Consider the following 24718-nt stretch of genomic DNA (forward strand, 5'->3'; position numbering starts at 1 on the left):
ATGTTAGACCGGAAGTTGAAAAACGCATAACATCAAATGCAAGGGCGCGCCCGTGACGGACGCGCCCTTCGGATGCGCACGACCGATCAGTTCAGCGAGCCGTCGATGCCCTTGCAGGCCGCGACCAGGCCATTCACCGCATCGACCGACTTGGTGAACATCGCCTGTTCGTCGCCGTCCAGGGCGATGTCGATGACCTTTTCCACGCCGCCCGCGCCGATCACGGTGGGCACCCCCACATACATGCCGTTCAGGCCATAGGCGCCGTCCACCCAGGCCGCGCAGGGCAGCACGCGCTTCTGGTCCTTGAGGTAGGCTTCGGCCATCTCGATCGCCGCCGTCGCGGGGGCATAGAAGGCGCTGCCGGTTTTCAGCAGGCCGACGATTTCCGCGCCGCCGTCGCGGGTGCGCTGCACGATGGCGTCCAGTTTCTCCTGCGTGGTCCAGCCCATCGTGACCAGATCCGGCAAAGGGATGCCCGCCACGGTCGAATAGCGCGTCAGCGGCACCATCGTGTCGCCGTGCCCGCCCAGAACGAAGGCGGTGACGTCGCGCATCGACACGCCGAATTCCAGCGACAGGAAATGCCGGAAGCGGGCAGAATCCAGCACGCCCGCCATGCCGCAGACCTTTTCGCGCGGCAGGCCCGAGAATTCGCGCAGCGCCCAGACCATCGCGTCCAGCGGGTTGGTGATGCAGATGACGAAGGCGTCGGGGGCGTGTTTCGCGATGCCCTCGCCCACCGATTTCATGACCTTGAGGTTGATGCCCAGCAGATCGTCGCGGCTCATCCCAGGCTTCCTCGGCACGCCCGCCGTGACGATGCAAACGTCGGCGCCCGCGATGTCGGCGTAATCGTTGGCGCCCTTCATCGCGGCGTCGAAACCTTCGGACGGACCCGACTGGGCGATGTCCAGTGCCTTGCCCTGGGGCGTGCCCTCGGCGATGTCGAACAGGACAACGTCGCCCAGCTCCTTCATCGCGGCCAGATGCGCCAGCGTGCCGCCGATCTGCCCCGCGCCGATCAGTGCGATTTTGGGTCGGGCCATGGAGTACCTCCGATTGACTTGGATGATTGTTGCCGGGGTGGTTACGGGGTCGCCGAACGAATCGCAAGCCTTCGCCGCCGCGCCGCCGCACTGTTGGCGCTGACACTTGCAAAGCGCGGCGCGCGCGCGCATCCATGCCGCGGACCAGGGGGGGTGGCGATGCCGGAACTGACGATCGGGGGCTGGATCCTGGCCGTAATCGCCGCGATGTCGGTCGGCCTTGCCAAGGGCGGGCTGGCGATGGTCGGGCTGATATCGGTGCCGATCCTGTCGCTGGTCATGTCGCCCGTGCAGGCGGCGGGGCTGATGCTGCCGATCTATGTGGTGTCGGATCTGGGCGGGCTGATCGCCTTTCGCCGCAACTTCGACCTGCGGGTGCTGTCCACCGCGCTGCCCGGCGCCATCGCCGGCATTGGCATCGGCTGGGCGGGGGCGCAGGCCGTTCCCGTCGAGGGGGTGACGCTGATCGTGGGCGCCGTGGGGCTGATCTTTGCCCTGAATGCGCTGATACGGCCGCATCTGTCGGCGCAACGGCGGCAGCCGAGCCGCCTGCGCGGCACGGTCTGGGGGCTTTTGTCGGGCTATACCAGTTTTGTCAGCCATGCGGGCGCGCCGCCCTGGCAGGTTTATGTCCAGCCGCTGCGTCTTCCGGCGATGATCTATGCCGGAACGACGACGTGGTTCTTTGCCATCGTGAACTGGATCAAGCTGATCCCCTATGCCGCCCTGGGCCAATTGTCGCCCGCGAACCTGTGGGGCGCGGCGGCCCTGATGCCCGTGGCGCTGCTGTCCGTCTGGGCGGGCCTGCGGCTGGTCAGGATCATTCCCCAGAAGCTGTTCTACACGCTGATTACATGGGGACTGCTGGCGGTGTCGCTGCGGCTGATCTGGCAGGTTTTGGCCTGATGCCGCAGCGCAGCAATTTTGTGCTTGCCAAATCTGACGCGGCGCTGCACCGTCACGCAACAATATTGCGAGGAATGGCCATGGAGCGTCCCTATCGTTCGGTTCTGTACATTCCCGCCGCCAATGCGCGCGCCATGGAAAAGGCCCAGACCCTGCCTGCCGACGCGATCATCTTCGATCTGGAGGATGCCGTGGCGCCGGGTGAAAAGCCTGCCGCGCGGGATGCCCTTGCCGCGGGGCTGGCGAACGACTATGGCCGCCGCGCGCGGATCGTGCGGATCAACGGGCTGTCAACCGAATGGGGGCAGGACGACGCCCGCTTTTGCGCCGGGCTGGACGCCGATGCCGTGCTGATCCCCAAGGTGGACGGCCCCGCCGACCTGGACCGGGTGGCGGATCTGATCCCCGATCTGCCGCTGTGGGCGATGATGGAAACGCCTTTGGGAATGCTGAACGCCGCCGCCATCGCCGCCCATCCCCGGCTGGAGGGGATGGTGATGGGCACGAACGACCTGGCCAAGGAACTGGGTAGCCGCTTTCGGCCGGATCGCCTGCCGATGCAGGCGGGGCTGGGCCTGTGCCTGCTGGCGGCGAAAGCCCATGGCAAGGTGATCGTGGACGGCGTTTTCAACGCTTTCAAGGACGAAGACGGGCTGCGCGCCGAATGCGAGCAGGGCCGCGACATGGGCTTTGACGGCAAGACCCTGATTCATCCCGCCCAGCTTGCCATCGCCAATGACACCTTTGCCCCGACGGATGCGGAAATCGACCTGGCCCGCCGCCAGATCGACGCCTTCCAGGCTGCGGCGGCCGAAGGCAAGGGCGTCGCCGTGGTGGACGGCAAGATCGTCGAAAACCTGCATGTCGAAACCGCCCGCAAGACGCTGGACCGGGCCAAGGCGATTGCGGCCATGGCCGGTTAGGGGCAGGGTGGCGCACACGACATCCAGCGAAAGGAAAGCCAGATGGTTCTGCTGATTTCGGGCGTGGCCCTGTGGTGGGCGGCGCATCTGTTCAAGCGCATGGCCCCCGAACGCCGCGCTGCCTTGGGCGACAAGGGCAAGGGGCTGGTCGCGGTTCTGCTGATCCTGTCCGTGGTGCTGATGGTCATGGGTTATCAGCGGGCTGGCGGCCCGGTCTGGTGGGGACCGTCGCCCGCCCTGGTGGGCATCAACAACCTGCTGGTTCTGCTGGCCTTCTACCTTTATGCCGCCGACGGCATGAAGACCCGAGTCACCGCCTGGCTGCATCACCCGCAGCTGACGGCGTTTTCGCTGTGGGCCGTCGCGCATCTGCTGGTGAACGGGGATCTGCCGTCGTTCATCCTGTTCGGCGGGCTGCTGGTCTGGGCGCAGGTCGAAATCGTGCTGCTGAACCGCGCCGGGGCATGGAAACGGCGCACCGGGCCGTTCCCCGTCCGCAAGGAGATCATGGCGGCCGTCGGCGCAGTCGTCGTCATGCTGGTCGTGGGGCTGATCCACGGCTGGGCCGGACCCTGGCCATTCGGAGGTTGACGTGACCACCCTTTACCGCTGCATCACCGAGGATGATACGTCCCGCTTTTGCCACCGCGTCAGCGAGGCCTTGTCAAAGGGCTGGTCGCTGCATGGCGGCCCGACGATGGCCTGGGATCCCGTCCAGGGCGTGATGCGCATGGGCCAGGCCGTCACCAAGCAGGTTCAGGCCGACTATCACCCCGACATGAAGTTGGGGAGCCAATGACCAAGACCAATCCCGGCCGTTTCTTCGAGGATTACCGGCTGGGCCAGGTGATCCGCCACGCCGTTCCCCGCACCGTGGCCGAGGGCGAACGGGCGCTGTATCACGCGCTGTACCCGGCGCGCCATGCGCTGTATTCCAGCGACGAATTCGCGGCGAACTGCGGGCTGGAAAGCAGCCCGATGGACGACCTGCTAGCGTTCCATATCGTCTTTGGCAAGACGGTGCCCGATGTCAGCCTGAACGCAGTGGCGAACCTCGGCTATGCCCAGGGCCGCTGGCTGGCTCCGGTCTGGCCGGGCGATACGCTGCGGTCGGAATCGCAGGTGATCGGCGTGAGGCAGAACAGCAACGGCCAGTCGGGCGTGGTCTGGGTGCGGACGCGCGGGCTGAACCAGAGGGACGAACCCGTGCTGGACTATGTGCGCTGGGTCATGGTGCGCAAACGCGACGCCGATGCGCCCGCGCCCGAAACCGTCGTGCCCGACCTGGCCCCGGTCGTCGCGCCCGCCGATCTGGTGATCCCCGAGGGCCTGGATTTCACCGGCTATGACTTCGATCTTGCCGGGGAACCGCATCGCTGGGGCGATTACCGGGTGGGCGAGACGATCGACCACCTGGACGGCGTCACCATCGAGGAGGCCGAGCACATGCTGGCCACGCGCCTGTGGCAAAACACCGCCAAGGTGCATTTCGACGCCACCCACCGCGACGATGGCAGGCGGCTGATCTATGGCGGCCATGTCATCAGCATGGCCCGCGCGCTGTCCTTCAACGGGCTTGCCAATGCGCAGATGATCGTGGCGCTGAACGCAGGCGCCCATGCCAACCCGTGCTTTGCGGGCGATACGGTGCGCGCCTGGTCCGAGGTTCTGGACAAGGCCGAAACCGACGCGCCAGGCGTCGGCGCGATCCGCCTGCGGCTGGTGGCGACCAAGGGCGACAGCGGCGATCATGCCTTGAAGGACGGCAACGGCCGCTATCGCCCTCAGGTGTTGCTGGATCTGGATTACTGGGCGCTGATCCCGATCTAGAATCCCGTTGCGCGGCAGCGCAGCATCGGCTTTGTGATCACGGGCGCGATTTGCGTGATCACAAAGTCCCGATTGCGCGGAAAATCGATCGCGCGTCTGGTATCTGCGGATGACAGATGCGACAAGACTCGACAGAACACACGCCAATCGCCAGCCCGCAAGGCCAGCCCAGTGCCTGCGACGGGTTCATGCCAGAACCGACAAAGGAGCGCCGCATCATGGCCGATGTGAACCGGGGCAACCGGCCGCTTTCCCCCCATCTCCAGGTCTATCGCCTGCCCGTGGCGGCCGTCGCGTCGATCCTGACGCGGATCACCGGACACGCGCTTGTCGCCGGGATCGTGCTGCTGGTGTGGTGGCTGGTCGCCGCCGTCAGCGGACCGCGCGCCTTTGCCGCCGCCGACTGGGTCGTGCGGTCCTGGATCGGCTTTGTCGTGCTGACCGGATCGGCCTGGGCGCTGTGGTTCCACACCCTGTCCGGCATCCGGCACCTGTTCTATGACGCGGGGGTCGGCCTGATGGTGGACGAGGCGCGGAACGCAAGCTGGGCCATCATCATCGGATCGGTCGTGCTGACGCTGATCTCGCTGATCCTGTTCTTCTTCGTGTGAGGGCCAAGGACACCATGCGCTACATCACCCCCCGCAAGGCGGCACAGGGCCTGGGTTCGGCCCACAGCGGCACCCAGGATCACTGGTTCCTGACCGTCACGTCCTGCGCCCTGGTCCTGCTGACCCCGGCTTTCCTGCTGGTGATCGGCCGGGCCATCGGCCTGCCGCATCTCGATCTGGTGGCCTATTTCGGGCGTCCCTATCCGGCGCTTATCACGGCGCTGTTCATCGTCGTGGGCATGATGCATTTCATCAAGGGCACCCGGATCATGATCGACGACTATTTCCAACACACGGCGCGCAAGGTGGCGATCATCGTTTCGGTGGTCTTTTCCTGGGCGGTCATCGCGGCGGCGGTATTCGCGCTGGCCAGGATGACGCTGGCCACCGTCGCGATCTGAGGGGCATCATGGCTGCTTACGACATTCATACGCATGATTACGACGTGGTCGTTGTGGGCGCTGGCGGCGCGGGCCTGCGCGCGACGCTGGGCATGGCCGAACAGGGCCTGCGCACCGCCTGCGTGACCAAGGTCTTTCCCACCCGGTCCCACACCGTCGCCGCCCAGGGCGGCATCGCCGCATCCCTGTCGAACATGGGACCGGACAGCTGGCAATGGCACATGTACGACACCGTGAAAGGGTCGGACTGGCTGGGCGACACGGACGCGATGGAATACCTGGCGCGCGAGGCGCCCAAGGCCGTCTACGAGCTGGAACATTACGGCGTTCCGTTTTCCCGCACGGAAGAAGGCAAGATCTATCAGCGCCCCTTCGGCGGCCACACCACCGAATACGGCGAAGGGCCCCCGGTGCAGCGCACCTGCGCGGCGGCCGACCGCACGGGCCACGCGATCCTGCACACGCTGTATGGCCAGTCCCTGAAGAACAACGCGGAATTCTTCATCGAATATTTCGCCATCGACCTGATCGTGACGGACGGCGCCTGCACCGGCGTGGTCTGCTGGAAACTGGACGACGGCACCATCCACGTCTTCAACGCCAAGATGGTGGTGCTGGCCACGGGCGGCTATGGCCGCGCCTATTTCAGCGCCACGTCCGCCCATACCTGCACCGGCGACGGCGGCGGCATGGTGGCGCGCGCGGGCCTGCCCTTGCAGGACATGGAATTCGTGCAGTTCCACCCCACCGGCATCTATGGAAGTGGCTGCCTGATTACCGAGGGGGCGCGGGGCGAGGGCGGATACCTGACCAACAGCGAAGGCGAGCGGTTCATGGAACGCTATGCCCCGACCTACAAGGATCTGGCCTCGCGCGATGTCGTGTCGCGCTGCATCACCATCGAGATCCGCGAGGGTCGCGGCGTCGGTCCCGACAAGGACCACATGTTCCTGAACCTGATGCACCTGCCTCCCGAGGCCCTGGCAGAACGCCTGCCCGGCATCAGCGAATCCGCCAAGATCTTTGCGGGCGTGGACGTGACCAAGCAGCCGATCCCGATCCTGCCCACGGTCCATTACAACATGGGCGGCATTCCCACGAACTATTGGGGCGAAGTCTTGGCGCCGACCGCCGAAAACCCCGATGCGATCTTTCCCGGCCTGATGGCCGTGGGCGAGGCGGGCTGCGCGTCCGTCCACGGCGCCAACCGGCTGGGGTCGAACAGCCTGATCGACCTGGTGGTCTTTGGCCGCGCCGCCGCCATCCGCGCGGGCCAGGTGATCGATCGCGAAGGCCATATCCCGGAAACCAATCAGGCCCAGGTGGACCAGGCGCTGGCGCGTTTCGACGGATTGCGCCATGCCGATGGCGCCACCCCCACGGCGGACCTGCGGCTGGACATGCAGCGCACCATGCAGGCCGACGCGGCGGTGTTCCGCACCGACAAGACCCTGGCCGAGGGCGCCCAGAAGATGACCGCCATCGCCGCGCGGATGGACGACATCCGCGTCACCGACCGGGGGCTGATCTGGAACACCGACCTGATGGAAACGCTGGAACTGACCAACCTGATGCCCAATGCCCTGGCCACCATCGTCGCGGCCGAGGCGCGCAAGGAAAGCCGCGGCGCCCATGCCCACGAGGACTGGCCCGAGCGGGACGACGCCACCTGGCGCAAGCACTCGCTTGCATGGGTGGACGGAAACGCGGTTAAACTGGATTACCGCCCCGTTCATCTGGACCCTTTGACCAGGGAAGAAGATGGCGGGATCGACCTGAAGAAGATTGCTCCCAAGAAAAGGGTTTATTGATGCGTTTCCAGACTTACGCCGCACTGGGTCTTGCCGCCGCCGCCCTGGCGGGCTGCGTGGCCCCGGTTCCGCCCGCGACCACCGTGACGACCCCGCCGTCGGCCGTGGTGACGACGCCCACGGTGCTTGACGCGGCCTCGCGCCAGGTGGCCCGCACCGTCATCAACGCCGAGATGGAAAAGCGCCTGCCCGGCGCCAACGTCGCGCCCTATACCGATTGCGTCGTCAACAACGCCACCACGGCGGAACTGATCGACATCGCCCAGGCCTCGCGCGCGGGTGTTTCGGGCACGGCGGACAGCGTGGCGGCCATCGTCTCGCGCCCCGCGACCACGCAGTGCATCGCCGCGGCGGCCCGCACGGCGTGATGGGATGCGCGCGCGGGCGGGACACATGGCCTTGGCTCTGATCGGGATCGTGGCCGCCTGCGGCCCGGTCCCGGTCGAACAGGCCGAACTGACCTGCCTGCGCGACGCGGAACTGGCCCAACGCCCGCGCACCAACGTCGCCGTCGGCATCGGCACCGGTTTCGACGGCGATACCCGCGGCTTCGGCAGCGTGTCGGTCGATCTGTCGGGCGACTATCTGATGGGGCGCGATCCGTCCCAGGTCTATGACCGCTGTGTGCAGCGCCGGTCGGGCCAGCCGCCGCGTCGCCCGCTGGCCGACCAGCCGGGCTGGACGGGCTGAATCATGGCGGGCGTGGAAAAGGGGCAGGGGGCACGGCGGCTGATCGTTCACCTGGGCGTTCAGAAGACCGGCAGCACCGCGATCCAGCGGCATCTGCGCCGCAACGCCGATGCGCTGGCGGGCCATCTGGTGATCCGCACGCCCGAGGAAGGATCGCCCATGCGCCCCCTGGGCCGGGCGGCCATCGGTTACAGCCTAGCGCCCGACGCGGATCGCGCGCAGGCGCTGCGTCTGGCGTTTCGCGCGGTGCTGGACACGCTGCCCGGCAAGGGCCTGCCCGTGCTGGTCAGCCACGAGAACCTGGCCGGCGCGATGCCCGGAAACGGGGGCGAGACGCGGCTTTATCCGGCTCTGCCGCAGATCGCCGCGCTGCTGATGGCCGAGGCGCAGGATTTCGCCGTGGATTTCGTGGTTTACACGCGCAACCAAAAGGCTTGGCGTCCGTCGGTCTGGGCGCAGGCGGTGCGGACCGACGGTTATCGCCGCAGCCTTGTTGAATTCGAGGCCGAGACCGCCGATCTTCCCGGATGGGGCGATCTGATCCGCCGCCTGGGGGCACAGGTCGGCGTGACCCGCTTCAAGCTGGAGGACGAGATGCATCCGACACGCCCCGGCCGGCAATTGTTGCGCCATGTCGGGCTGGCCGACGCCCTGATCGACACGCTGGAGCCGCTGGACGGACCGGCCAACAGCCGCCTGAATGGCGGGGCCACGGAATTCCTGCGCAGGCTGAACGGCCTGTCGCTGAACCCCAATGCGCATGGCAAGGTCGTCGATCTTGTCGCGCGCACCGGACATCTTTTCACGGCGCAAGCCGAAGGCACTTCCTGAGAGGAGCACCCCATGGTCCAGTTCACCTTGCCCAAGAACAGCCAGATCCGGGTCGGCAAGACCTGGCCCAAGCCCGAGGGCGCGACCAACGTGCGCAAGTTCGTCATCTATCGCTGGGATCCGGATACCGGGGAAAACCCGCGCCTTGACACCTATTTCGTCGATACCGACAAATGCGGGCCGATGGTTCTGGACGCGCTGATAAAGATCAAGAACGAGATCGATCCGACCCTGTCCTTTCGCCGGTCCTGCCGCGAGGGGATCTGCGGATCCTGCGCCATGACCATCGACGGCGGCAACCATCTGGCCTGCATCTATGGCATCGACGAGGTCAAGGGCGATGTGTCGATCTATCCGCTGCCGCACATGCCGGTGGTCAAGGATCTGGTGCCGGATCTGACGCATTTCTATGCCCAGCACGCGTCGGTGAACCCCTACCTCATCACCAAGTCGCCCACGCCCGGCAAGGAATGGAAGCAGTCGATCGAGGACCGCAAGAAGCTGGACGGGCTGTATGAATGCATCCTGTGCGCGTCCTGTTCCACCGCCTGCCCGTCCTATTGGTGGAACGGCGACCGTTATCTGGGACCGGCCGCGCTGCTGCACGCCTATCGCTGGATCATCGACAGCCGCGACGAGGCCACGGGCGAGCGGCTGGACGAGTTGGAGGATCCCTTCAAGCTGTACCGCTGCCACACGATCATGAACTGCACCAACACCTGCCCCAAGGGGCTGAACCCGGCCAAGGCGATCGCGTCGATCAAGCACATGATGGTCGACCGGATGGTGTGATGTGCGTCCCGCGATAACCGGGGGCTTCGCGCCCCCGGACCCCCGCGGGATATTTGTGTGAAGAAGACGGGGCCAGAGCAGGAAGGCTTCGGCCCTTTCGCGTTGAAGGATGGGGTTGGTCAGCCTTCGACCTTGGTGAAGTCGGCGATCTGCCGGCCTGCGGCGCGGATGCGGTGCAGCAGGTTCAGGCGGTTGCGGCGCACGATCTGGTGGTCGGTGTTGACCTGAACGGTGTCGAAGAATGCGTCGATGGGCGCGCGGAGATGGGCGATGGCGGTCATGGCTGCGGGGAAGTCTTCCGTCGCGATGGCCTGCTTGATCGCCGGTTCGGCGGTCTCGAGGGCGGCGAACAGAGCGCGTTCCTGTTCGGTTTCCGCGAACTTCGCGTCGGCGCCGAAGCTGTATTCGACGCCGTCCTTTTCCTCGGCCTGCGCCAGGATGTTTCCAGCGCGCTTGAGGCCCTGGGTCAGGTTCTTGCCGTCGTCGGTTTGCAGCATGGCGTTCAGCGCCGTGGCACGACGCGCGACCAGCACGAGGTCGTCATTGCCGGGCTGCGCCAGCACGGCGTCGATGATGTCGTGGCGGATGCCTTGGTCGCGGAGATAGACCTTGAGGCGGTCGTGGAGGAAAGAGAGGAGGTCATCAATCAAAAGCCGACTGGCTTGATTTTCCACAAAACTAAATCGACCAAAATATGCTTCCGCAACCTGTCTCGCCTGCTCAATTGATACGATTCGCGTAGTATTTTCTTGTTTCTCAAGAATTTGATTCAAGTGCCAAACTTCACCCTCATCTAAGGCATTAAGTTCTGCGATCGTAGCTTCGGCAGCTTCATAATCTTTTAAGAGCTTTTGTGTAAGTTCTTTCACACCAGATTTGTATTCTTGCCCAATTGAAATACCTCGCGCTTCAAATAGAATATCACGAAGCGTAAATCGCGTATTGTTTTCAAGAGCCAATCTGATAACGCCCAAAGCCGCGCGACGGAGTGCAAAGGGATCCTTCGATCCCGTCGGCTTCTCATCAATCGCCCAGAACCCCGTTAGCGTGTCGATCTTGTCGGCCAGTGCCACCGCCACCAAAACCGGCGCGGTCGGCACATCATCAGACGGGCCAAGCGGCGAGTAGTGGTCGCGGGCGGCGTCGGCTACGGCGTCAGCCTCACCCGCAGCAAGCGCGTAATACCGGCCCATGGTGCCTTGCAGTTCGGGGAACTCTCCGACCATGGCGCTGCGCAGGTCCAGTTTTGCCAGGCGCGCGGCCTGTTCGGCCTGGTCCGGGTCAGCACCGACCAACGGCGCGATCTCTCGCGCCAAGGCGGCAATCCGTTCAATCCGGTCCGCCTGCGAACCCAACTTGTTGTGGAAGGTGACGGATTTCAGCCCCTCGGCCCATGCCTGCATCCCCGCCTTCGCCTCGCGCAGGTCGTTCTGCCAGAAGAACGCCGCATCCGACAACCGAGCCGCCAGAACCCGCTGGTTTCCGGCCAGGATCGTGGCGCCGTCGTCCGGGGTCTCGATGTTGGCGACCGTTACAAAGCCCTCGATCCGGCCGGTTTTCGGATTGCGGGCCGAGAAAAACTTCTGGTGTTCCTTCATCGAGGTTTGCAGCACCTCGGGCGGCAGGTCCAGGAAACGTTGCTCGATCACGCCCATCAGGGGGACGGGCCATTCGACAAGGCCCGCAACCTCGGCCAGCAGGGCGTCGTCGGCGACGATCTCCCATCCCCGCGCGAAGGCGAGGTTTCCGGCGGCCTGGCGGATCGCATCTTCGCGCTCATGGCTGTCGAGGATCACATGGGCGCGGCGCAGTTTCGCGGCATAGTCATCGAAACCGGTGACGGTGAAGGCGTCGGGGGACAGGAAGCGGTGGCCGCGCGTGGTGTTGCCGGCCGCGATGCCCTCGACGGTCAGGGGGACCACGGTGGAACCCGCCTCGTCCGACAGCAGGCAGAGAATCGAATGCAGCGGGCGCACCCACCGCAGGGTGCCCGCGCCCCAGCGCATCGACCTGGGCCAGGGGAAATTGCGGATGGTGCTGTCCAGCACCTCGGCCACGATGTCGGATGCAGGGCGGCCCGCGCGTTCGATCACCGCGAACCAGACCTGGCCCTTCTTGTCGTCGCGCGCTGTCAACTGATCGCGGGTCAGGCCGGTCGAGCGCAGGAAACCCTCCAGCGCGGCGTCGGGGGCGTCGGTGCGCGGCCCTTTGCGTTCCTCGCGCGTGGTCGGGCTGTTGGCCGTCAGCCCCTCGACCGTCAGCACCAGGCGGCGGGGGGTAGAGAATGCCCCGGCAGAGGCATAGGTCAGCCCGGCGCCAACCAGCCCGTCCGTCACCAGTCTTTTCAGATCCTGGCGGGCGCGGGCCTGCATCCGGGCGGGGATCTCCTCGGAAAACAGTTCGATCAGCAGGTCGGGCATCAGTCCATCACTCCGCGTTCCGGGGTCTTGTCGTTGTATTGGTGCCAGCCATAGACGCGGCCGTCGGGATAGATCGCCAGCACCCGGTCCACGTCGGGGCGGATTTCGGACTGGGACAGGACGGCTTGGGCGGCACCGGATTCCAGATCCTCGGTCAGGCGGCCATAGTCGAAGCAGTCAAACCAGCCGGGGGTGCCCAGCGGCGTCGCGCCTTGGAACGGGACGGGATCGACGGGGGGCGCGGCCAGCACCGCGCAGGCCCGCCAGCGCAGCGGGGAATTGTCGGCGTCGATGCCCTGAAAGCCGGTCACGGGCAGGGTTTCCGGGCCGCTGGCGGTCTGCACCGTGATCGTTTCGGCGGCGGGCAGACGGTTGTAGAAATGGTATTCCTGCAAATACCACAAGCCGCCGCCCGCGATCACGCCGATGGCCGGCAGGCCGATGCCGATGATCTTGCCGTTCATGTCCGGGCCTCCTCGGTCGTGACGAACAAGTCGGCGCAGCCCTTGGCCAGGGCGCGGACGCGGCCGATATAGGCCTGGCGTTCGGTGACGCTGATGACCCCGCGCGCATCCAACAGGTTGAAGATGTGGCTGGCCTTGATCGCCTGGTCATAGGCCGGGTGCGCCATCGGGATGGTGCGGCCTGCGCCGTCCACCGGGTCGGCGGCCAGGATGCGGGCGCATTCGGCCTCGGCGTCCTTGAAGTGGTCGAACAGCATCTGCGTATCGGCCTGATCGAAATTCCAGCGGGAATATTCGCGTTCGGTCTGGCGGAAGACGTCGCCATAGGTCAGCGGAATGGCTGCATCGGGGTCGTTGAAGGGCATGTCCATGACGTGTTCCACGCCCAGCACATACATCGCCAGCCGTTCCAGCCCATAGGTCAGCTCGCCCGACACGGGGCGGCAGTCGTGGCCGCCGACCTGCTGGAAATAGGTGAACTGGCTGACCTCCATCCCGTCGCACCAGACCTCCCACCCCAGGCCCCAGGCGCCGAGGGTCGGGGATTCCCAGTCGTCTTCCACGAAGCGGACATCATGGACCATCGGGTCCAGGCCGATGGCGCGCAGGCTGCCCAGATACAGGTCTTGCAAGCCGGGCGGCGACGGCTTGATGATGACCTGATACTGGTAATAGTGCTGCAAGCGGTTCGGGTTTTCGCCATAACGCCCGTCGGTCGGGCGGCGCGAGGGCTGGACATAGGCCGCGGCCCAGGCCCGTCCGCCCAGGGCGCGCAGCGTGGTGGCGGGATGAAATGTGCCCGCGCCGACCTCCATGTCATAGGGTTGCAGGATGGCGCAGCCTTGGGCCGCCCAATAGGATTGCAGGCGCAGGATCACCTCCTGAAAGCTGCGTGGTCGGTTGGGGCTGGTCATCGGGGCCGTCCTTTTGCATAGATCGGTCTGGGCTTGCGGCCTTCTAGGCGGGGCGGGGAACAGGGTCAATAAAGGCCATCAGCTTGAAGGGGACGGCAATGCGGCGACTGGCTTTCTTGGTGATGGCGGCGGGATTGCCGGCGGCGGCATGGGCGCAGGACGCCGTGATCCGCATCGAGGCCAAACGGGCGGGCGACCTATCCCAGGCGGCGGCCCGATGGGCCGAACGGTTTGACGATGTGGTGACCTTCCCGCTGCCGCGCGGCTGGACGGCCATCGCCATCGGACCGCTGACGCCCGAGGAAGCGGAGCGACGGGTCGGCGCGCTGAAAGAGGCCGGGCAGATCCCGCAGGACAGTTTCGTGGCCGTGCCGGGCGCGGATGTGGCGCTGACCCCGGTGGGCGAGGGGGCCGGGGCACAGCCTGCGCCGACCGAGGCCGTGCCCGAGGTTGCCGAACCCGCCGCCCCGCAGCCCGACCTGCCCGCGCCGGGCGCCTATATCCGGCTGCAAGCCGTGCAGGCGCGGGCCGATGCCGATGCCGCGCTGGCCGAATGGCGCCGCGCTTTCCCCGAGTCGGGGCTGGCGGCGCTGCCGAACGGCTGGTTCGGGGTGACGCTGGGACCGCTGGATCCTGCCGCCGCCGATGCCTGGCTGCGGGTCTTCAAGTCCGGCGATCTGGTCCCGAACGATGCCTTTGTGGCGGATGCCGCCGACCTTGGCCCGGTGATCCAGGCAGGCGAGGCACCCGCCCTGCCCGCGCCCCCCGCATCCGCCGCCGCCATGCCGCCGATGGATCAGGTGCAGCGCGCGCTGCGGTGGGCGGGGGTCTATGACGGAGAGATCGACGGCCGGACCGGACCCCGCACCCGCGAGGCCATCGCCGCCGAAATCCTGGCCAGCCGGACATCCACCGATCCCGGCACCGCCATGGCCGACCTGATCGCCCGCCGCGACGCCTGGCGGGCCGAAATGGGGCTGGACACGCTGGACGATCCGGCAACTGGCCTGTCCCTGCTGGCGCCGATGGACCGGCTGGCCTTCGACCGGACGGAACGCGCGCTGTCGATCTATGGTCCCAGGGACGGATCCGGCGCGGCGCTGATCCTGTTCAGCCAGCCCGGCGGACAACAGGAACTGCTGGATCTGTCGGGGCTGGTGACGGCCCTTGGCTGGGTGCCCCAGCCTGTCCGCACGATCCAGCCGGGCTATATCCTGCTGGAGGGCGCGAACGACGCGCATATCGGCCGCGCCGAAGGCTGGGTCCGCGACGGCCGGGCCGAGGGCTTCGTGCTGATCTGGCCTGCGGCGGACGCGCAGGGCCAGGCACGGATCGCGGCCGAAATGTCGGACAGCCTTGCGCGCAAGGGGCCGGCGGCGAACGATCCGGCCGCACCGCCCGCCTTGCCCGGTCAGGACAACCCCTAACCCCGCCAGAACCGCGGCAGCAGCAGGACCAGGACCGACACCAGTTCCAGCCGGCCCAGGTACATGCCCAGGGTCATCAGCCATTTGGCGCTGTCGGGGAATTCGGCGATGGAGCCGTTGGCGGTGATTTCCGGACCCCAGACGGGGCCGATGTTGGCGATGGCGGTCCAGGCGGCGGTCAACGCCGTGCGGGGGTGCAGCCCGGTCAGCGACAGCCCCACGATCAGCAGGCCAAAGGTCAGCATGAACAGCGTGAAGAAGGCCATCACCGAATCGATCACGTCCTGGCTCAGCGGGCGCCCTTCGTAGCGCAGGGCATAGACGCGGTGCGGCGAATGCATCCGCCGCAATTGCGCCTTGACCGCCTGGAACAGCACCAGATAGCGGAACACCTTGACCGAACAGCCGGTCGATCCGGTGCAGCCGCCGATCAGCCCGCAGATAATCAGGATCGCCAGCGGCAGATGCCCCCATTCCAGCACGTTGGTCGAGGCAAAGCCGGTCCCCGAAAAGGTCGAGACCACGTTGAAGACGGTTTCGCGCACGATCTCGGCAAAGGTGCCCTGTTGCCGGACCACCACGATCCGATAGATCAGGATAAGGGCGCAGGCATAGCCGATCCAGCGCAGATAGGCGCGGATCTGCGCGTCCCGCCAGATCGGCGTGACCTGCCCGTGCATCGCCTGCACCAGCCGGATGAAGGGGATCGACGCCAGAATCATGAAAAACGACCCTGCCCATTCCAGCGGACCCAGAAAGGCGCCGAAGCTGGCATCGTAATTGGAAAACCCCCCGGTCGACACGGTGCCGAAGGCCTGCACGATGGCATCGAAGCCGTTCATGCCCAGCAGCAGATAGGTCACGGTGCAGAACCCGGTCAGCATCACATAGATGCGGGTCATCTCGGCCGCGATCTCTCCGGCGCGGGGCAGGATCTTGCCCAGCGTATCGAAGCCCTCGGACCGGAAGAACTGCATCCCGCCGACCTTCATGATGGGCAGAAACACCATGGCGACGACGACAATGCCCAGCCCCCCGATCCAGTGCAACAGGGCGCGCCACAGATGCGTGCCCCTGGGCAGGTCGTCCAGATTGGGAAAGGCCGTGGTGCCGGTGGTGGTCACGCCCGACATCGCCTCGAAATAGGCGTCGACAAAACCGGCATCGGGCTGGCCCAGCACAAAGGGCAGGGCGCCGAACAAGGGCAGCACCGCCCACAGCCCCGAGGTCAGCAGGAACGCCTGCTGGATCGACAGGCTTTTGTAATCGCCCCAGGTCGCCACCGAAATCAGCGTGCCCGCCACGACGGTCAGGGCGCCGGATTGCAGAAACACGACCCAGTGCGGATTGCCCTGCCACCAGTCCACCAGCATCGGAAACACCATCGCAACCCCCAGGGTCACGATGATCTTGCCGATCGGATGGGCCACGGGGCGAAGGTCGATCATGCTGCCTGCTTGCCCCGCCTGCCGGTGGCCGTCAAGCAGGCTGCGGGCGCCCCCGATCCGCCCGGTTGATCCGCCCGACCCACAGGGCGGCCCCCAGCAGCGCGACGGCCGCCGCCAGCGCCACCGCGCCGGTGGCCTGGTCGAATGCGCCGTTGGCAATCTCCAGCAGGCGTCGCGCCTGGTCCGGGGGCAGGGTGGGGGCCAGCAGCAGCGCCCCGTCCAGAGAATCCGCCGCACCGGCTTCGAAACCCCGGCCCGCAGCCAGGAACGCCGCGCTGTAGATCCCCGCCATCAGGCTGCCCAGGATCGCGATTCCGAAGGCGCCGCCCAGTTCATAGGACACCTCCTCGATGGATGCGGCCATGCCCGCCCGGTTCGCGGGCGCGTTCAGCATGATGGCCGACGATGCGGCGGTCATCGCCGCGCCGATGCCCGCGCCGAGAACGGCAAATCCCGCAAGCTCGGCCCCCGCATGGCCCAGGCCCAGCCAATAGATCAGGACGCCCGTCCCGCTGACCGCCAGGGCGACGGCCAGCAAACGCCCCGCAGCCACGCGCGCCAGCATCAGCCCTGCCACCGGCCCCGCCACGAAGGCCGCCAAAGGAACCGGCAGGATGTACAGGCCAGCCTGGAGGGGCGACAGGCCATCGACCAGTTGCAGCCGCTGGGTGATCGCAAGCTGGACCCCCAGCAGGGCTGCCGCCGAAACGACCGCCCCGATCACCCCGCCCGCAAAGCGCGGATCGCGGAACAGCGTCAGGTCGATCATCGGATCGGCATGGCAGCGCAGGCGGCGCAGGAACAGCGCCAGCGCGGCGGCTCCGATCAGCGCGGACGCGACCATCACGACGGCCGAGGGCTGGGGCTTGGCAATCTCCTTGATGGCCAGCGTCATGCCGACAAGGCCCACCAGAATCTGCGCCGACCCCAGCGGATCGAAGGGGTGATGGCCATGCGCCCCGCCCGCAGGCACCAGCAGCGCCGCCAGCACAAGGGCCACCGCCACCACCGGCAGGTTGACCAGGAACACCGCGCCCCAGTGGAAATGCTCCAGCAGCGCGCCGCCGATCACCGGCCCGAACGCCGCCCCGCCCGAGGCGACCGCCGCCCAGATGCCGATGGCAAGCGCACGCTGGCCGGGGTCGTCGAAGGTGTGGCGAATGATCGACAGCGTTGCGGGCATCATCGCCGCCGCCCCCACGGCCAGGCCCGCGCGCGCCGCGATCAGCAGGGCCGACGACGGCGCGAACCCCGCCGCCAGCGAGGCCGCGCCAAAGATCACCAGCCCGATCATGAACATCCGGCGGTGCCCGTAACGGTCGCCCAACGCCCCCGCGCCGGGCAAAAGCCCCGCCACCACCAGAGAATAGACGTTGACGATCCACAGCTTTTCGGTAGCCGACGCGTCCAGGTCGCGGGTCAGCGTGGGCAGCGCCGTGTAAAGCACCGTCATGTCCACGACGATCAGGAACAGCGCGCTGGACACGATGCCCAGCACAAGCCAGGGGGAACGGGCGGTCATGGTTCACCGGACAATGAAGCGCGACGGGGTGGCGAGTCGCTCGGGGTTAGTTTAAATACGATCGTATGGAAATGAAAGGGGCGTGATGGCAAGGCCACGCAGCATCGACCGCGACAGGCTGCTGGACGCGGCCGAGGAGATCGTCCGGCGCCAAGGCGCGGCGGCGCTGACCATCGACACGCTGGCGCGGGCCTGCGGGATCACCAAGGGTGGCGTGCAATACGCCTTTGGCACCAAGGACGACATCATCAACGCGATGTTCGACCGGTGGAACCGGGATTACGACGCAAAATTTTCGGCAGCCGCAGGCGATGGCGCGGATCCCCTGCGCCGCCTGCGCGCCCATGTCGCCGCGACCCGAGAGGCGGACGAGGTGTCGATGTCCAAGGCCGCAAGCCTGATGGCCGGGCTGATGCAGACGCCGGAACACCTGGCCTCGACGCAAGGGTGGTATCGGGAACGGCTGGCGGGGCTGGACGCCGACAGCCCCGAGGGACGCCGGGCGCGGCTGGCCTTCTTTGCCTGCGAGGGGGCGTTCCTGTTGCATTTCCTGCGCTTCATGCCGCAGGGGGACGCCGAATGGCAGGCGGTGTTCGACGACATCGCCGGATTGCTGGATCCGTCGGCCTAGCTGTTCGGATCCTGATAAACGCCGGTGGCCTTCAGCGTATCGACGACCTCCTTGGGCATGTAGGTTTCGTCGTGCTTGGCCAGCAGGTCGCGGGCCTCGAACCGACCGTCGCGGTAATAGCCCTTGGCGATGGTGCCCTGGCCTTCGCCGAACAGGTCCGGGCGGGGGTCGCGTCCGACATAGCTGACGGGGATTTCCGCCGCGCCGTCGGTGATGACGAAATCGAATTCCACCCCGTCGCGGTTGACGACCGAGCCTTCCTTGACCAGCCCGCCCAACTGGAAATACTCATCCGGGTCGGGCGCCGTGTCGGCCACCTGCGTGGGCGAGCGATACAGGTTGATGCCGTCGCGAAAGCCATAGCCGATCAGCACCACCGCGATCAAAAGCGCGACCGTGGTCGCCGCGATCACCTGGATGCGGCGGCGTTTCTTCAGGGATTTCATGCCAGCCATGCCGATGCCCTCATGCTGCCTCGAACCGGATCGGGCGGCGCAGGAACTGCGTGGCCTTGCCCGACACGCGAACCGGATCGCCGGTCGTCAGGTTCCTGGATTGCGTGCCCGGCCCCAGGAATTCGGGCCTGCGGTGCAGATAGTCGGCCAGGCTTTCGGCGACCAGCCCGGCCTGGCTGAACACCGTCACCCTGGGACCAAGCGCCCGCTGGAATGCGTCCTGGACCAATGGATAATGGGTGCAGCCCAGCACGGCGGCCTCGGGGTGGGGCATCCGGCGCAACAGCGCCTCGACATGGGATGCCACAAGCGCCTCGGCCAGGATTTCGTCGCCCATCTCGATGGCGTCCACCACGCCGCCGCAGGGCTGCGCCTCGACATCGACGCCCACGGCGCGAAAGGCCAGTTCCCGCTGAAAGGCGCGGCTGGCGACGGTCGCGGGGGTGGCGAACAGGGCGACGTGCTTGACCGCGACCTCGCGCGGGGGGGAATTGTCGCCCCAGCGGCGTTCGGTCAGCGCCTCGATCATGGGGACAAAGACGCCCAGCACGCGCTTGTCGGCGGGCAGCCATTTTTCCTGCATCCGCTTCAGCGCGGCGGCAGACGCGGTGTTGCAGGCCAGGATCACCAGATCGCAGCCTTCCTGCCACAGCCGTTCCACACCCGCGCAGGTCAGGTCGAAGATGTCGTCGGCGTCCCGCACGCCATAGGGGGTATGCTTGTTGTCGCCCAGATAGACCAGCGGCAGATCCGGCAGGCGCGCGGCGATGGCCTGATGGACCGTCAGCCCGCCCAGCCCCGAATCAAAGACGCCTACTGCCATGCTGCCACCCCGTGCCTGCCCCGCGAGGCGCCTTTCTAGGACGCATCGCGGTTCTTGGAAATGACCTTGATCGGGTTGTCACCGAAAGGTGGTCATTCCGCGGCCTGTTGCAGGGGGGCCTGACCGCTGCGGAATTGGGCCAGCAATTCGGCCCGGCGGACCGCCGCGACCGCCGCCGCCTGTTCCTTGACCGGGCCGAAGCCGCGCACGGTCAGGGGCAGTTCGGCCAACTCGATGGCGACGGGCAGGGTGGCGTCCGTCACCTTGGCCAGCACCTCGCGCATGTCGCGTTCGTATTCGCGGATCATGGCCCGTTCGTGGCGGCGTTCGGCGGTATGGCCGAAGGGGTCGAAGGGCGTGCCGCGCAGGCCCTTCATCCGGGCCAGCACCTTGAAGGCCGTCAGCATCCAGGGACCGAATTCGCGTTTCTTGGGGCGTCCCTCGGCCGTCTTGCCGGACAGGATCGGCGGGGCCAGATGCAACGTCAGCTTCGTATCGCCGTCCCACTGTTCCGCGACCTGCCGGGCGGTGGTCAGGTGCAGCCGCGCGACCTCGTATTCGTCCTTGTAGGCCAGCAGCTTGTAGTATCCGCGCGCGACGCTTTCGCGCAGGGGGGCGGGCGCCGCATCGACCAGCTTGCGGAACCGCCGGGCCAACCGCTGGCCCTGGTATCCGATCAGCCGCGCCTCGCGATAGGCGATGGGATCGGGGGGAAGCTGCGTCACCGGGGCGGGCTTGCGGGTCTGGTCGGGAAAGGCCATGGCCCAGCGGCCGATCTGGAAGGCGCGCAGGTTTTCCGCGACCTTGGCGCCGTTCAGCCGGATCGCCTCCTCGATCGCTCCAAGGCTCAGGGGCAACAGACCCTGCTGCCAGGCCGCGCCCAGCACCAGCATGTTCGAGTATATCGAATCCCCCAGCATCCGCAGCGCCAGGTCGTTGGCGTCGAAGAACGCCACCCGGTCGCGCAGCCGCGCCTGAAGCGACAGCTTCAACTGGTCGGACGGCACCCGGAAATCGCGGTTCAGGGTAAAGTCGCCGGTGATGATCTCGTGGTCGTTGACCACCGCGCCGGTGCGGCCGCTGGTCATCAGGCCGATGGTCTTGGCCCCCGCCGTCACCACCAGATCGCCGCCGATGATGCAGTCGGCCTCGCCCACCGCGACGCGGATGGCGCTGATGTCCTCGGGGCGGTCGGCCAGGCGCAGGTGGATGTGGACCGCGCCGCCCTTTTGGGCCAGGCCCGCCATTTCCATCATGCCCGCGCCCTTGCCGTCGATATGGGCGGCCTGGGCCAGCACCGCGCCGATGGTTACGACCCCGGTGCCGCCGACGCCGGTGATGACGACGTTATGGGTGCCGCTGATCGCGGGCAGGGCGGGGGCGGGCAGGTCGGGAATGTCAAAGGATTCCGCCTTGGGCTTGCGCAGCGTGCCGCCTTCGACCGTCACGAAGCTGGGGCAGAATCCTTTCAGACAGGAATAATCCTTGTTGCACGACGACTGGTCGATCTGGCGCTTGCGGCCCAGTTCGGTGTCCAGCGGCACGATCGACACGCAGTTCGACTGCACGCCGCAGTCGCCGCAGCCCTCGCAGACCTCGGGGTTGATCCAGACGCGGCGGTCGGGGTCGGGGAAGGCGCCCTTCTTGCGGCGGCGGCGTTTTTCGGCGGCGCAGGTCTGGATGTACAGGATCGCGCTGACGCCCGGCGTTTCCGCCAGATCGCGCTGGACGGCCATCAGTTCGGCCCGTTCCTCGAACCGCAGGCCCGTCGGGAACTGCTTGCGGTCAACGTCTTCCTTTTCGTCATAAACCACGACCAGGGGCTTGACGCCCATCGCCACCAGCTCCTCGGCGATCTGCTGCGCGGTCAGGCCCCCTTCGTTCGGCTGGCCGCCGGTCATCGCCACGGCGTCGTTGAACAGGATCTTGTAGGTGATCGTGGTGCCCGCCGCGATGGCCGCGCGGATCGCCAGCGATCCCGAATGGTTATAGGTGCCGTCGCCCAGGTTCTGGAACACATGCTTGGTCTTGCTGAACGGCGCCTCGCCGACCCAGTTGACGCCCTCGCCGCCCATGTGGGTGAACCCGGTGGTTTCCCGGTCCATCCACTGCACCATGTAGTGACAGCCGATCCCCGCATAGGCGCGGCTGCCCTCGGGCAGCTTGGTCGAGCTGTTGTGCGGGCAGCCCGAACAGAACCACGGCGTCCGCGTGGCGATTTCCGGGGCGTTGTCGGCCCGGCGCACCTCGGCCAGACGCGTCAGGCCCGCCTTGATGTGGTCGGTGCCGCGGCCCTCCTCGATCAGGATTTCGCCGATCTTCTGGGCGATCATCACAGGGTCCAGCGCATAGCGGGTGGGAAACAGTTCCGCGCCGGTGCGGTCGTGCTTCCAGCCGTGGACGCGGCGGCCGTGGCGGTTGTCGAAGATCGCTTCCTTCAACTGGACCTCGATCAGCTTGCGCTTTTCCTCGACGCAGACGATCAGTTCCAGCGTTTCGGACCATTCCTGGAACGACTTCATGTCCAGCGGCCAGGTCTGCCCGACCTTGTAGGTGGTCAGACCCAGCCGTTCGGCCTCGTCCTCGTCGATGCCCAAAAGCGACAGGGCATGGACCAGATCCAGCCAGTTCTTGCCCGCCGCGACGAAACCGATCCGGGCGCCCGGCTTGCCCCAGACCTTGTGGTCGATCTTGTTGGCGCGGGAAAACGCCTCGGCCGCCCAGCGTTTGTAATCGATCATCCGCGCCTCGGACGCGACGGGCGTGTCGTGCAGCCGGATGTTCAGCCCCCCGTCGGGCATGGCGAACTGCGGGGCGACAAAGGACAGCCGGAACGGATCGCCGTTGACGACGGATGTCGCCTCGACCGTGTCCTTCATGGTCTTCAGCCCCGTCCAGACGCCCGCGAACCGCGACAAGGCAAAGGCGTAAAGGCCGTAATCCAGGATTTCCTGCACGCCCGCCGGCGACAGCACCGGGATATAGCGGTCGATCATCGCCCAGTCGGACTGGTGCAGCACGGACGAACTTTCGCCGGTATGGTCGTCGCCCATCGCCATCACGACGCCGCCATGGGGCGATGTGCCCGCCATGTTGGCGTGGCGCATCACGTCGCCCGAACGGTCCACGCCCGGCCCCTTGCCATACCACAGCGCGAAGACGCCGTCGTATTTCCCCTCGCCGCGCAACTCGGCCTGCTGGCTGCCCCAGATGGCGGTCGCGGCCAGATCCTCGTTCAGGCCGGGCTGGAACAGGATGTTCGATTCCCCCAGCCGCTTGCCTTCGCGCATCATTTGCAGATCGACACCCCCCAGCGGCGATCCGCGATAGCCGGTGACGAAACCCGCCGTGTTCAATCCAGCCGCCTTGTCGCGCGCCGCCTGCATCAGCATCAGCCGCACCAGGGCCTGCGTGCCGTTCAGCAACACCTGCGGTTTCGTCAGATCGAAGCGGTCGGCTAGCGAGAATTCTTGCTTGCTCATGTCGGGGTCTCCTCCACCTTGCCGCATTATAGGTCAGGTTTGCTGACCGACAAAGGAAAAAAGGTCGCAGCCGCTTTCTCTTGCCGGAATGCTGCATTCCGGTTAGGTCTGCAAAAAACGCATGGCAGACGCCGCAGGATTGTAACAGCATGGACTGGGACAAGCTCAGAATCTTTCACGCTGTCGCGGATGCGGGCAGTCTGACCCACGCGGGGGATACGCTGCACCTGTCCCAGTCGGCCGTCAGCCGGCAAATCCGCGCGTTGGAGGAATCGCTGGGCACGACCCTGTTCCACCGCCATGCGCGAGGACTGATTCTGACCGAACAGGGCGAACTGCTGTTCGATGCCACATCGTCGATGGCGCGCAAGCTGGACACGGCATCGGCGCGCATCCGCGACAGCGAACAGCATGTGTTCGGCGAATTGAAGGTCACGGCCACGGTTGGGTTCGGGTCGCTGTGGCTGGCGCCGCGCCTGGTCAAGCTGTACGAGAAATACCCCGATCTCAAGATCGACCTGATGCTGGAAGAACGCCTGCTGGATTTGCCCATGCGCGAAGCGGACGTGGCCATCCGCATGAAGGAACCCAGCCAGTCCGACCTGATCCGCCGCCGCCTGCTGAACATCCGCATGCGCCTTTATGCCACGCAGGACTATCTGGACAAGGCAGGGGTGCCCCGGACCATGGCGGATCTGTCCCCCCACCGGCTGATCTGCCAAAAGCCTGACCAGCCCCAGGTCGCGGCGGGCGCGCGGCTTGTTCAGGAAATCATGGCCCAGAACATCGGATCGACCCTGACGGTGAACAACTACTTTGGCGTCTTGCAGGCGGTATTGGCAAAGCTGGGGATCGGCGTTCTGCCCGACTATCTGACCGCCGACCACAAGCAGCTTGTCCGTGTTCTGCCCGACGTCGAATCCGGCGAGGTTCCGGTATTTCTGGCCTATCCCGAAGAACTGCGCCAGACCCGGCGCGTGGCCGTGTTCCGCGATTTCGTGCTGGAGGAAATCCAGGATTATCGCCGCCGTCAGAGCGAGGCCTTGCTGACCTGACTTGACCGCCCGCGGGCAGGCGCGGCGCCGCCGGACCAGCCATCCCTGCAAGCCATTCCCCGCCTGCATGTCCGCTATGCGGCCTGTGCAGCGGGAAAGACCTTGAACGGTTCACGGCCTGCCCATAAATCGGGCGTAGAAGGCGATGATCCGCGTAATCGCGCGTCACCTTCTACCTCCCTGTTGGACTTGGGCCGGGCCTTGTGCCCGGCTTTTTTTTGGCCCTGCGGTCC

At 66.4% G+C, this 24718-nt stretch carries 25 protein-coding genes; 16 read left to right on the forward strand and 9 right to left on the reverse strand.

The window, feature by feature from the left end:
* Window positions 1–86: 86 nt before the first annotated feature.
* On the reverse strand, window positions 87–1049 hold the full coding sequence (gene mdh, locus CHB77_RS01960) for a malate dehydrogenase (RefSeq protein ID WP_089386484.1): 963 nt from the start codon (window positions 1047–1049) through the stop codon (window positions 87–89).
* 159 nt (window positions 1050–1208) lie between these two features.
* On the opposite strand from mdh, the gene CHB77_RS01965 reads away from it, so the two are divergent.
* The 12 genes from CHB77_RS01965 to CHB77_RS02020 all read left to right on the forward strand — a co-directional run bounded on the left by CHB77_RS01965 (window position 1209) and on the right by CHB77_RS02020 (window position 9844).
* Window positions 1209–1955, forward strand: a complete 747-nt coding sequence (locus CHB77_RS01965; protein ID WP_089386485.1) for a sulfite exporter TauE/SafE family protein — start codon at window positions 1209–1211, stop codon at window positions 1953–1955.
* An 80-nt stretch (window positions 1956–2035) separates the two neighbouring features.
* Window positions 2036–2878, forward strand: coding sequence for an HpcH/HpaI aldolase/citrate lyase family protein (locus CHB77_RS01970; protein WP_089386707.1), 843 nt, complete (start codon window positions 2036–2038; stop codon window positions 2876–2878).
* Window positions 2879–2920: 42 nt separating this feature from the next.
* Complete coding sequence (locus tag CHB77_RS01975; RefSeq protein ID WP_089386486.1) at window positions 2921–3469, forward strand: NnrU family protein; 549 nt, start codon at window positions 2921–2923, stop codon at window positions 3467–3469.
* Between the two features lies 1 nt (window position 3470).
* The gene (locus tag CHB77_RS01980) at window positions 3471–3677 is read left to right on the forward strand and encodes a DUF1737 domain-containing protein (protein ID WP_089386487.1); all 207 of its coding nucleotides are present in this window, start codon (window positions 3471–3473) and stop codon (window positions 3675–3677) included.
* Window positions 3674–4708: a MaoC family dehydratase gene (locus CHB77_RS01985; protein ID WP_089386488.1), complete on the forward strand. Its 1035-nt coding sequence runs from the start codon at window positions 3674–3676 to the stop codon at window positions 4706–4708. Before CHB77_RS01980 ends, CHB77_RS01985 begins: the two co-directional genes overlap by 4 nt.
* A gap of 218 nt (window positions 4709–4926) precedes the next feature.
* The gene (sdhC, locus tag CHB77_RS01990; protein ID WP_089386489.1) at window positions 4927–5319 is read left to right on the forward strand and encodes a succinate dehydrogenase, cytochrome b556 subunit; all 393 of its coding nucleotides are present in this window, start codon (window positions 4927–4929) and stop codon (window positions 5317–5319) included.
* Between the two features lie 14 nt (window positions 5320–5333).
* Complete coding sequence (locus CHB77_RS01995) at window positions 5334–5720, forward strand: succinate dehydrogenase, hydrophobic membrane anchor protein (protein ID WP_089386490.1); 387 nt, start codon at window positions 5334–5336, stop codon at window positions 5718–5720.
* Window positions 5721–5728: 8 nt separating this feature from the next.
* Entirely contained in the window at window positions 5729–7531 is a 1803-nt protein-coding gene (gene sdhA / locus CHB77_RS02000; RefSeq protein ID WP_089386491.1) for a succinate dehydrogenase flavoprotein subunit, read from the forward strand.
* Window positions 7531–7899 (forward strand): hypothetical protein, encoded by a 369-nt coding sequence (locus CHB77_RS02005; RefSeq protein ID WP_176430299.1) that lies wholly within the window; start codon window positions 7531–7533, stop codon window positions 7897–7899. The genes sdhA and CHB77_RS02005 overlap by 1 nt, the downstream gene beginning before the upstream one ends.
* 25 nt (window positions 7900–7924) lie before the next feature.
* Window positions 7925–8221, forward strand: a complete 297-nt coding sequence (locus CHB77_RS02010; protein WP_242626489.1) for a hypothetical protein — start codon at window positions 7925–7927, stop codon at window positions 8219–8221.
* Between the two features lie 3 nt (window positions 8222–8224).
* On the forward strand, window positions 8225–9052 hold the full coding sequence (locus tag CHB77_RS02015) for a hypothetical protein (RefSeq protein WP_089386493.1): 828 nt from the start codon (window positions 8225–8227) through the stop codon (window positions 9050–9052).
* 12 nt (window positions 9053–9064) lie between these two features.
* Window positions 9065–9844 (forward strand): succinate dehydrogenase iron-sulfur subunit, encoded by a 780-nt coding sequence (locus CHB77_RS02020; RefSeq protein ID WP_089386494.1) that lies wholly within the window; start codon window positions 9065–9067, stop codon window positions 9842–9844.
* Between the two features lie 119 nt (window positions 9845–9963).
* Here CHB77_RS02020 and glyS read toward each other — a convergent pair whose 3' ends face one another.
* Together glyS and CHB77_RS02030 are read right to left on the reverse strand one after the other, a co-directional pair.
* A complete protein-coding gene (gene glyS / locus CHB77_RS02025) occupies window positions 9964–12264 on the reverse strand; it encodes a glycine--tRNA ligase subunit beta (RefSeq protein WP_089386495.1) in 2301 nt (766 codons plus the stop codon).
* Window positions 12264–12686: a DUF6446 family protein gene (locus CHB77_RS02030; protein ID WP_423212867.1), complete on the reverse strand. Its 423-nt coding sequence runs from the start codon at window positions 12684–12686 to the stop codon at window positions 12264–12266. The genes glyS and CHB77_RS02030 overlap by 1 nt, the downstream gene beginning before the upstream one ends.
* A 4-nt stretch (window positions 12687–12690) precedes the next feature.
* Here CHB77_RS02030 and CHB77_RS18860 point away from each other — a divergent pair, with 4 nt between their 5' ends.
* Entirely contained in the window at window positions 12691–12750 is a 60-nt protein-coding gene (locus CHB77_RS18860; RefSeq protein ID WP_423212866.1) for a hypothetical protein, read from the forward strand.
* Here the strand turns inward: CHB77_RS18860 and CHB77_RS02035 are convergent.
* Window positions 12725–13642 carry a glycine--tRNA ligase subunit alpha gene (locus tag CHB77_RS02035; protein WP_089386497.1) on the reverse strand — a complete coding sequence of 306 codons (918 nt, stop codon included), beginning with the start codon at window positions 13640–13642 and terminating at the stop codon, window positions 12725–12727. The genes CHB77_RS18860 and CHB77_RS02035 overlap by 26 nt on opposite strands.
* Before the next feature lie 98 nt (window positions 13643–13740).
* Between CHB77_RS02035 and CHB77_RS02040 the strand changes: the two genes are divergently transcribed.
* Complete coding sequence (locus CHB77_RS02040) at window positions 13741–15069, forward strand: peptidoglycan-binding domain-containing protein (RefSeq protein WP_089386498.1); 1329 nt, start codon at window positions 13741–13743, stop codon at window positions 15067–15069.
* On the opposite strand, the gene CHB77_RS02045 is transcribed toward CHB77_RS02040, so the two are convergent.
* Window positions 15066–16517, reverse strand: coding sequence for a TrkH family potassium uptake protein (locus tag CHB77_RS02045; protein WP_089386499.1), 1452 nt, complete (start codon window positions 16515–16517; stop codon window positions 15066–15068). The two genes, CHB77_RS02040 and CHB77_RS02045, sit on opposite strands and share 4 nt — an antisense overlap.
* Window positions 16518–16548: 31 nt before the next feature.
* Window positions 16549–18039 carry an MFS transporter gene (locus CHB77_RS02050; RefSeq protein WP_089386500.1) on the reverse strand — a complete coding sequence of 497 codons (1491 nt, stop codon included), beginning with the start codon at window positions 18037–18039 and terminating at the stop codon, window positions 16549–16551.
* An 85-nt stretch (window positions 18040–18124) separates the two neighbouring features.
* Between CHB77_RS02050 and CHB77_RS02055 the strand changes: the two genes are divergently transcribed.
* Entirely contained in the window at window positions 18125–18670 is a 546-nt protein-coding gene (locus CHB77_RS02055; RefSeq protein ID WP_089386501.1) for a TetR/AcrR family transcriptional regulator, read from the forward strand.
* On the opposite strand, the gene ccmE is transcribed toward CHB77_RS02055, so the two are convergent.
* From ccmE to CHB77_RS02070, 3 genes are all read right to left on the reverse strand, one after another.
* Window positions 18667–19116 carry a cytochrome c maturation protein CcmE gene (ccmE, locus tag CHB77_RS02060; protein WP_165456184.1) on the reverse strand — a complete coding sequence of 150 codons (450 nt, stop codon included), beginning with the start codon at window positions 19114–19116 and terminating at the stop codon, window positions 18667–18669. The genes CHB77_RS02055 and ccmE overlap by 4 nt on opposite strands.
* A 19-nt stretch (window positions 19117–19135) precedes the next feature.
* On the reverse strand, window positions 19136–19948 hold the full coding sequence (locus tag CHB77_RS02065) for a glutamate racemase (protein ID WP_089386503.1): 813 nt from the start codon (window positions 19946–19948) through the stop codon (window positions 19136–19138).
* A 92-nt stretch (window positions 19949–20040) separates the two neighbouring features.
* Window positions 20041–23430 carry an indolepyruvate ferredoxin oxidoreductase family protein gene (locus tag CHB77_RS02070; protein WP_089386504.1) on the reverse strand — a complete coding sequence of 1130 codons (3390 nt, stop codon included), beginning with the start codon at window positions 23428–23430 and terminating at the stop codon, window positions 20041–20043.
* A 149-nt stretch (window positions 23431–23579) separates the two neighbouring features.
* Between CHB77_RS02070 and CHB77_RS02075 the strand changes: the two genes are divergently transcribed.
* Window positions 23580–24485 carry a LysR family transcriptional regulator gene (locus tag CHB77_RS02075; protein ID WP_089386505.1) on the forward strand — a complete coding sequence of 302 codons (906 nt, stop codon included), beginning with the start codon at window positions 23580–23582 and terminating at the stop codon, window positions 24483–24485.
* Window positions 24486–24718: the final 233 nt, after the last annotated feature.

This window comes from Paracoccus sediminis, from assembly GCF_900188295.1.
GTDB lineage: Bacteria > Pseudomonadota > Alphaproteobacteria > Rhodobacterales > Rhodobacteraceae > Paracoccus > Paracoccus sediminis.

Bases quoted from the DNA above. Each gene is read 5' to 3' on its own strand.
- CHB77_RS01975 (WP_089386486.1), top strand. From the start codon at position 2,921: ATGGTTCTGCTGATTTCGGGCGTGGCCCTGTGGTGGGCGGCGCATCTG.
- glyS (WP_089386495.1), bottom strand. From the start codon at position 12,264: ATGCCCGACCTGCTGATCGAACTGTTTTCCGAGGAGATCCCCGCCCGG.
- CHB77_RS02050 (WP_089386500.1), bottom strand. From the start codon at position 18,039: ATGACCGCCCGTTCCCCCTGGCTTGTGCTGGGCATCGTGTCCAGCGCG.
- CHB77_RS02045 (WP_089386499.1), bottom strand. From the start codon at position 16,517: ATGATCGACCTTCGCCCCGTGGCCCATCCGATCGGCAAGATCATCGTG.
- CHB77_RS02015 (WP_089386493.1), top strand. From the start codon at position 8,225: ATGGCGGGCGTGGAAAAGGGGCAGGGGGCACGGCGGCTGATCGTTCAC.
- CHB77_RS02070 (WP_089386504.1), bottom strand. From the start codon at position 23,430: ATGAGCAAGCAAGAATTCTCGCTAGCCGACCGCTTCGATCTGACGAAA.
- CHB77_RS02065 (WP_089386503.1), bottom strand. From the start codon at position 19,948: ATGGCAGTAGGCGTCTTTGATTCGGGGCTGGGCGGGCTGACGGTCCAT.
- sdhA (WP_089386491.1), top strand. From the start codon at position 5,729: ATGGCTGCTTACGACATTCATACGCATGATTACGACGTGGTCGTTGTG.
- CHB77_RS02010 (WP_242626489.1), top strand. From the start codon at position 7,925: ATGGCCTTGGCTCTGATCGGGATCGTGGCCGCCTGCGGCCCGGTCCCG.
- CHB77_RS02035 (WP_089386497.1), bottom strand. From the start codon at position 13,642: ATGACCAGCCCCAACCGACCACGCAGCTTTCAGGAGGTGATCCTGCGC.
- CHB77_RS01970 (WP_089386707.1), top strand. From the start codon at position 2,036: ATGGAGCGTCCCTATCGTTCGGTTCTGTACATTCCCGCCGCCAATGCG.
- CHB77_RS02055 (WP_089386501.1), top strand. From the start codon at position 18,125: ATGGCAAGGCCACGCAGCATCGACCGCGACAGGCTGCTGGACGCGGCC.
- ccmE (WP_165456184.1), bottom strand. From the start codon at position 19,116: ATGAAATCCCTGAAGAAACGCCGCCGCATCCAGGTGATCGCGGCGACC.
- mdh (WP_089386484.1), bottom strand. From the start codon at position 1,049: ATGGCCCGACCCAAAATCGCACTGATCGGCGCGGGGCAGATCGGCGGC.
- CHB77_RS02005 (WP_176430299.1), top strand. From the start codon at position 7,531: ATGCGTTTCCAGACTTACGCCGCACTGGGTCTTGCCGCCGCCGCCCTG.
- CHB77_RS01965 (WP_089386485.1), top strand. From the start codon at position 1,209: ATGCCGGAACTGACGATCGGGGGCTGGATCCTGGCCGTAATCGCCGCG.
- CHB77_RS01995 (WP_089386490.1), top strand. From the start codon at position 5,334: ATGCGCTACATCACCCCCCGCAAGGCGGCACAGGGCCTGGGTTCGGCC.
- CHB77_RS02020 (WP_089386494.1), top strand. From the start codon at position 9,065: ATGGTCCAGTTCACCTTGCCCAAGAACAGCCAGATCCGGGTCGGCAAG.
- CHB77_RS02075 (WP_089386505.1), top strand. From the start codon at position 23,580: ATGGACTGGGACAAGCTCAGAATCTTTCACGCTGTCGCGGATGCGGGC.
- CHB77_RS02040 (WP_089386498.1), top strand. From the start codon at position 13,741: ATGCGGCGACTGGCTTTCTTGGTGATGGCGGCGGGATTGCCGGCGGCG.
- CHB77_RS01985 (WP_089386488.1), top strand. From the start codon at position 3,674: ATGACCAAGACCAATCCCGGCCGTTTCTTCGAGGATTACCGGCTGGGC.
- sdhC (WP_089386489.1), top strand. From the start codon at position 4,927: ATGGCCGATGTGAACCGGGGCAACCGGCCGCTTTCCCCCCATCTCCAG.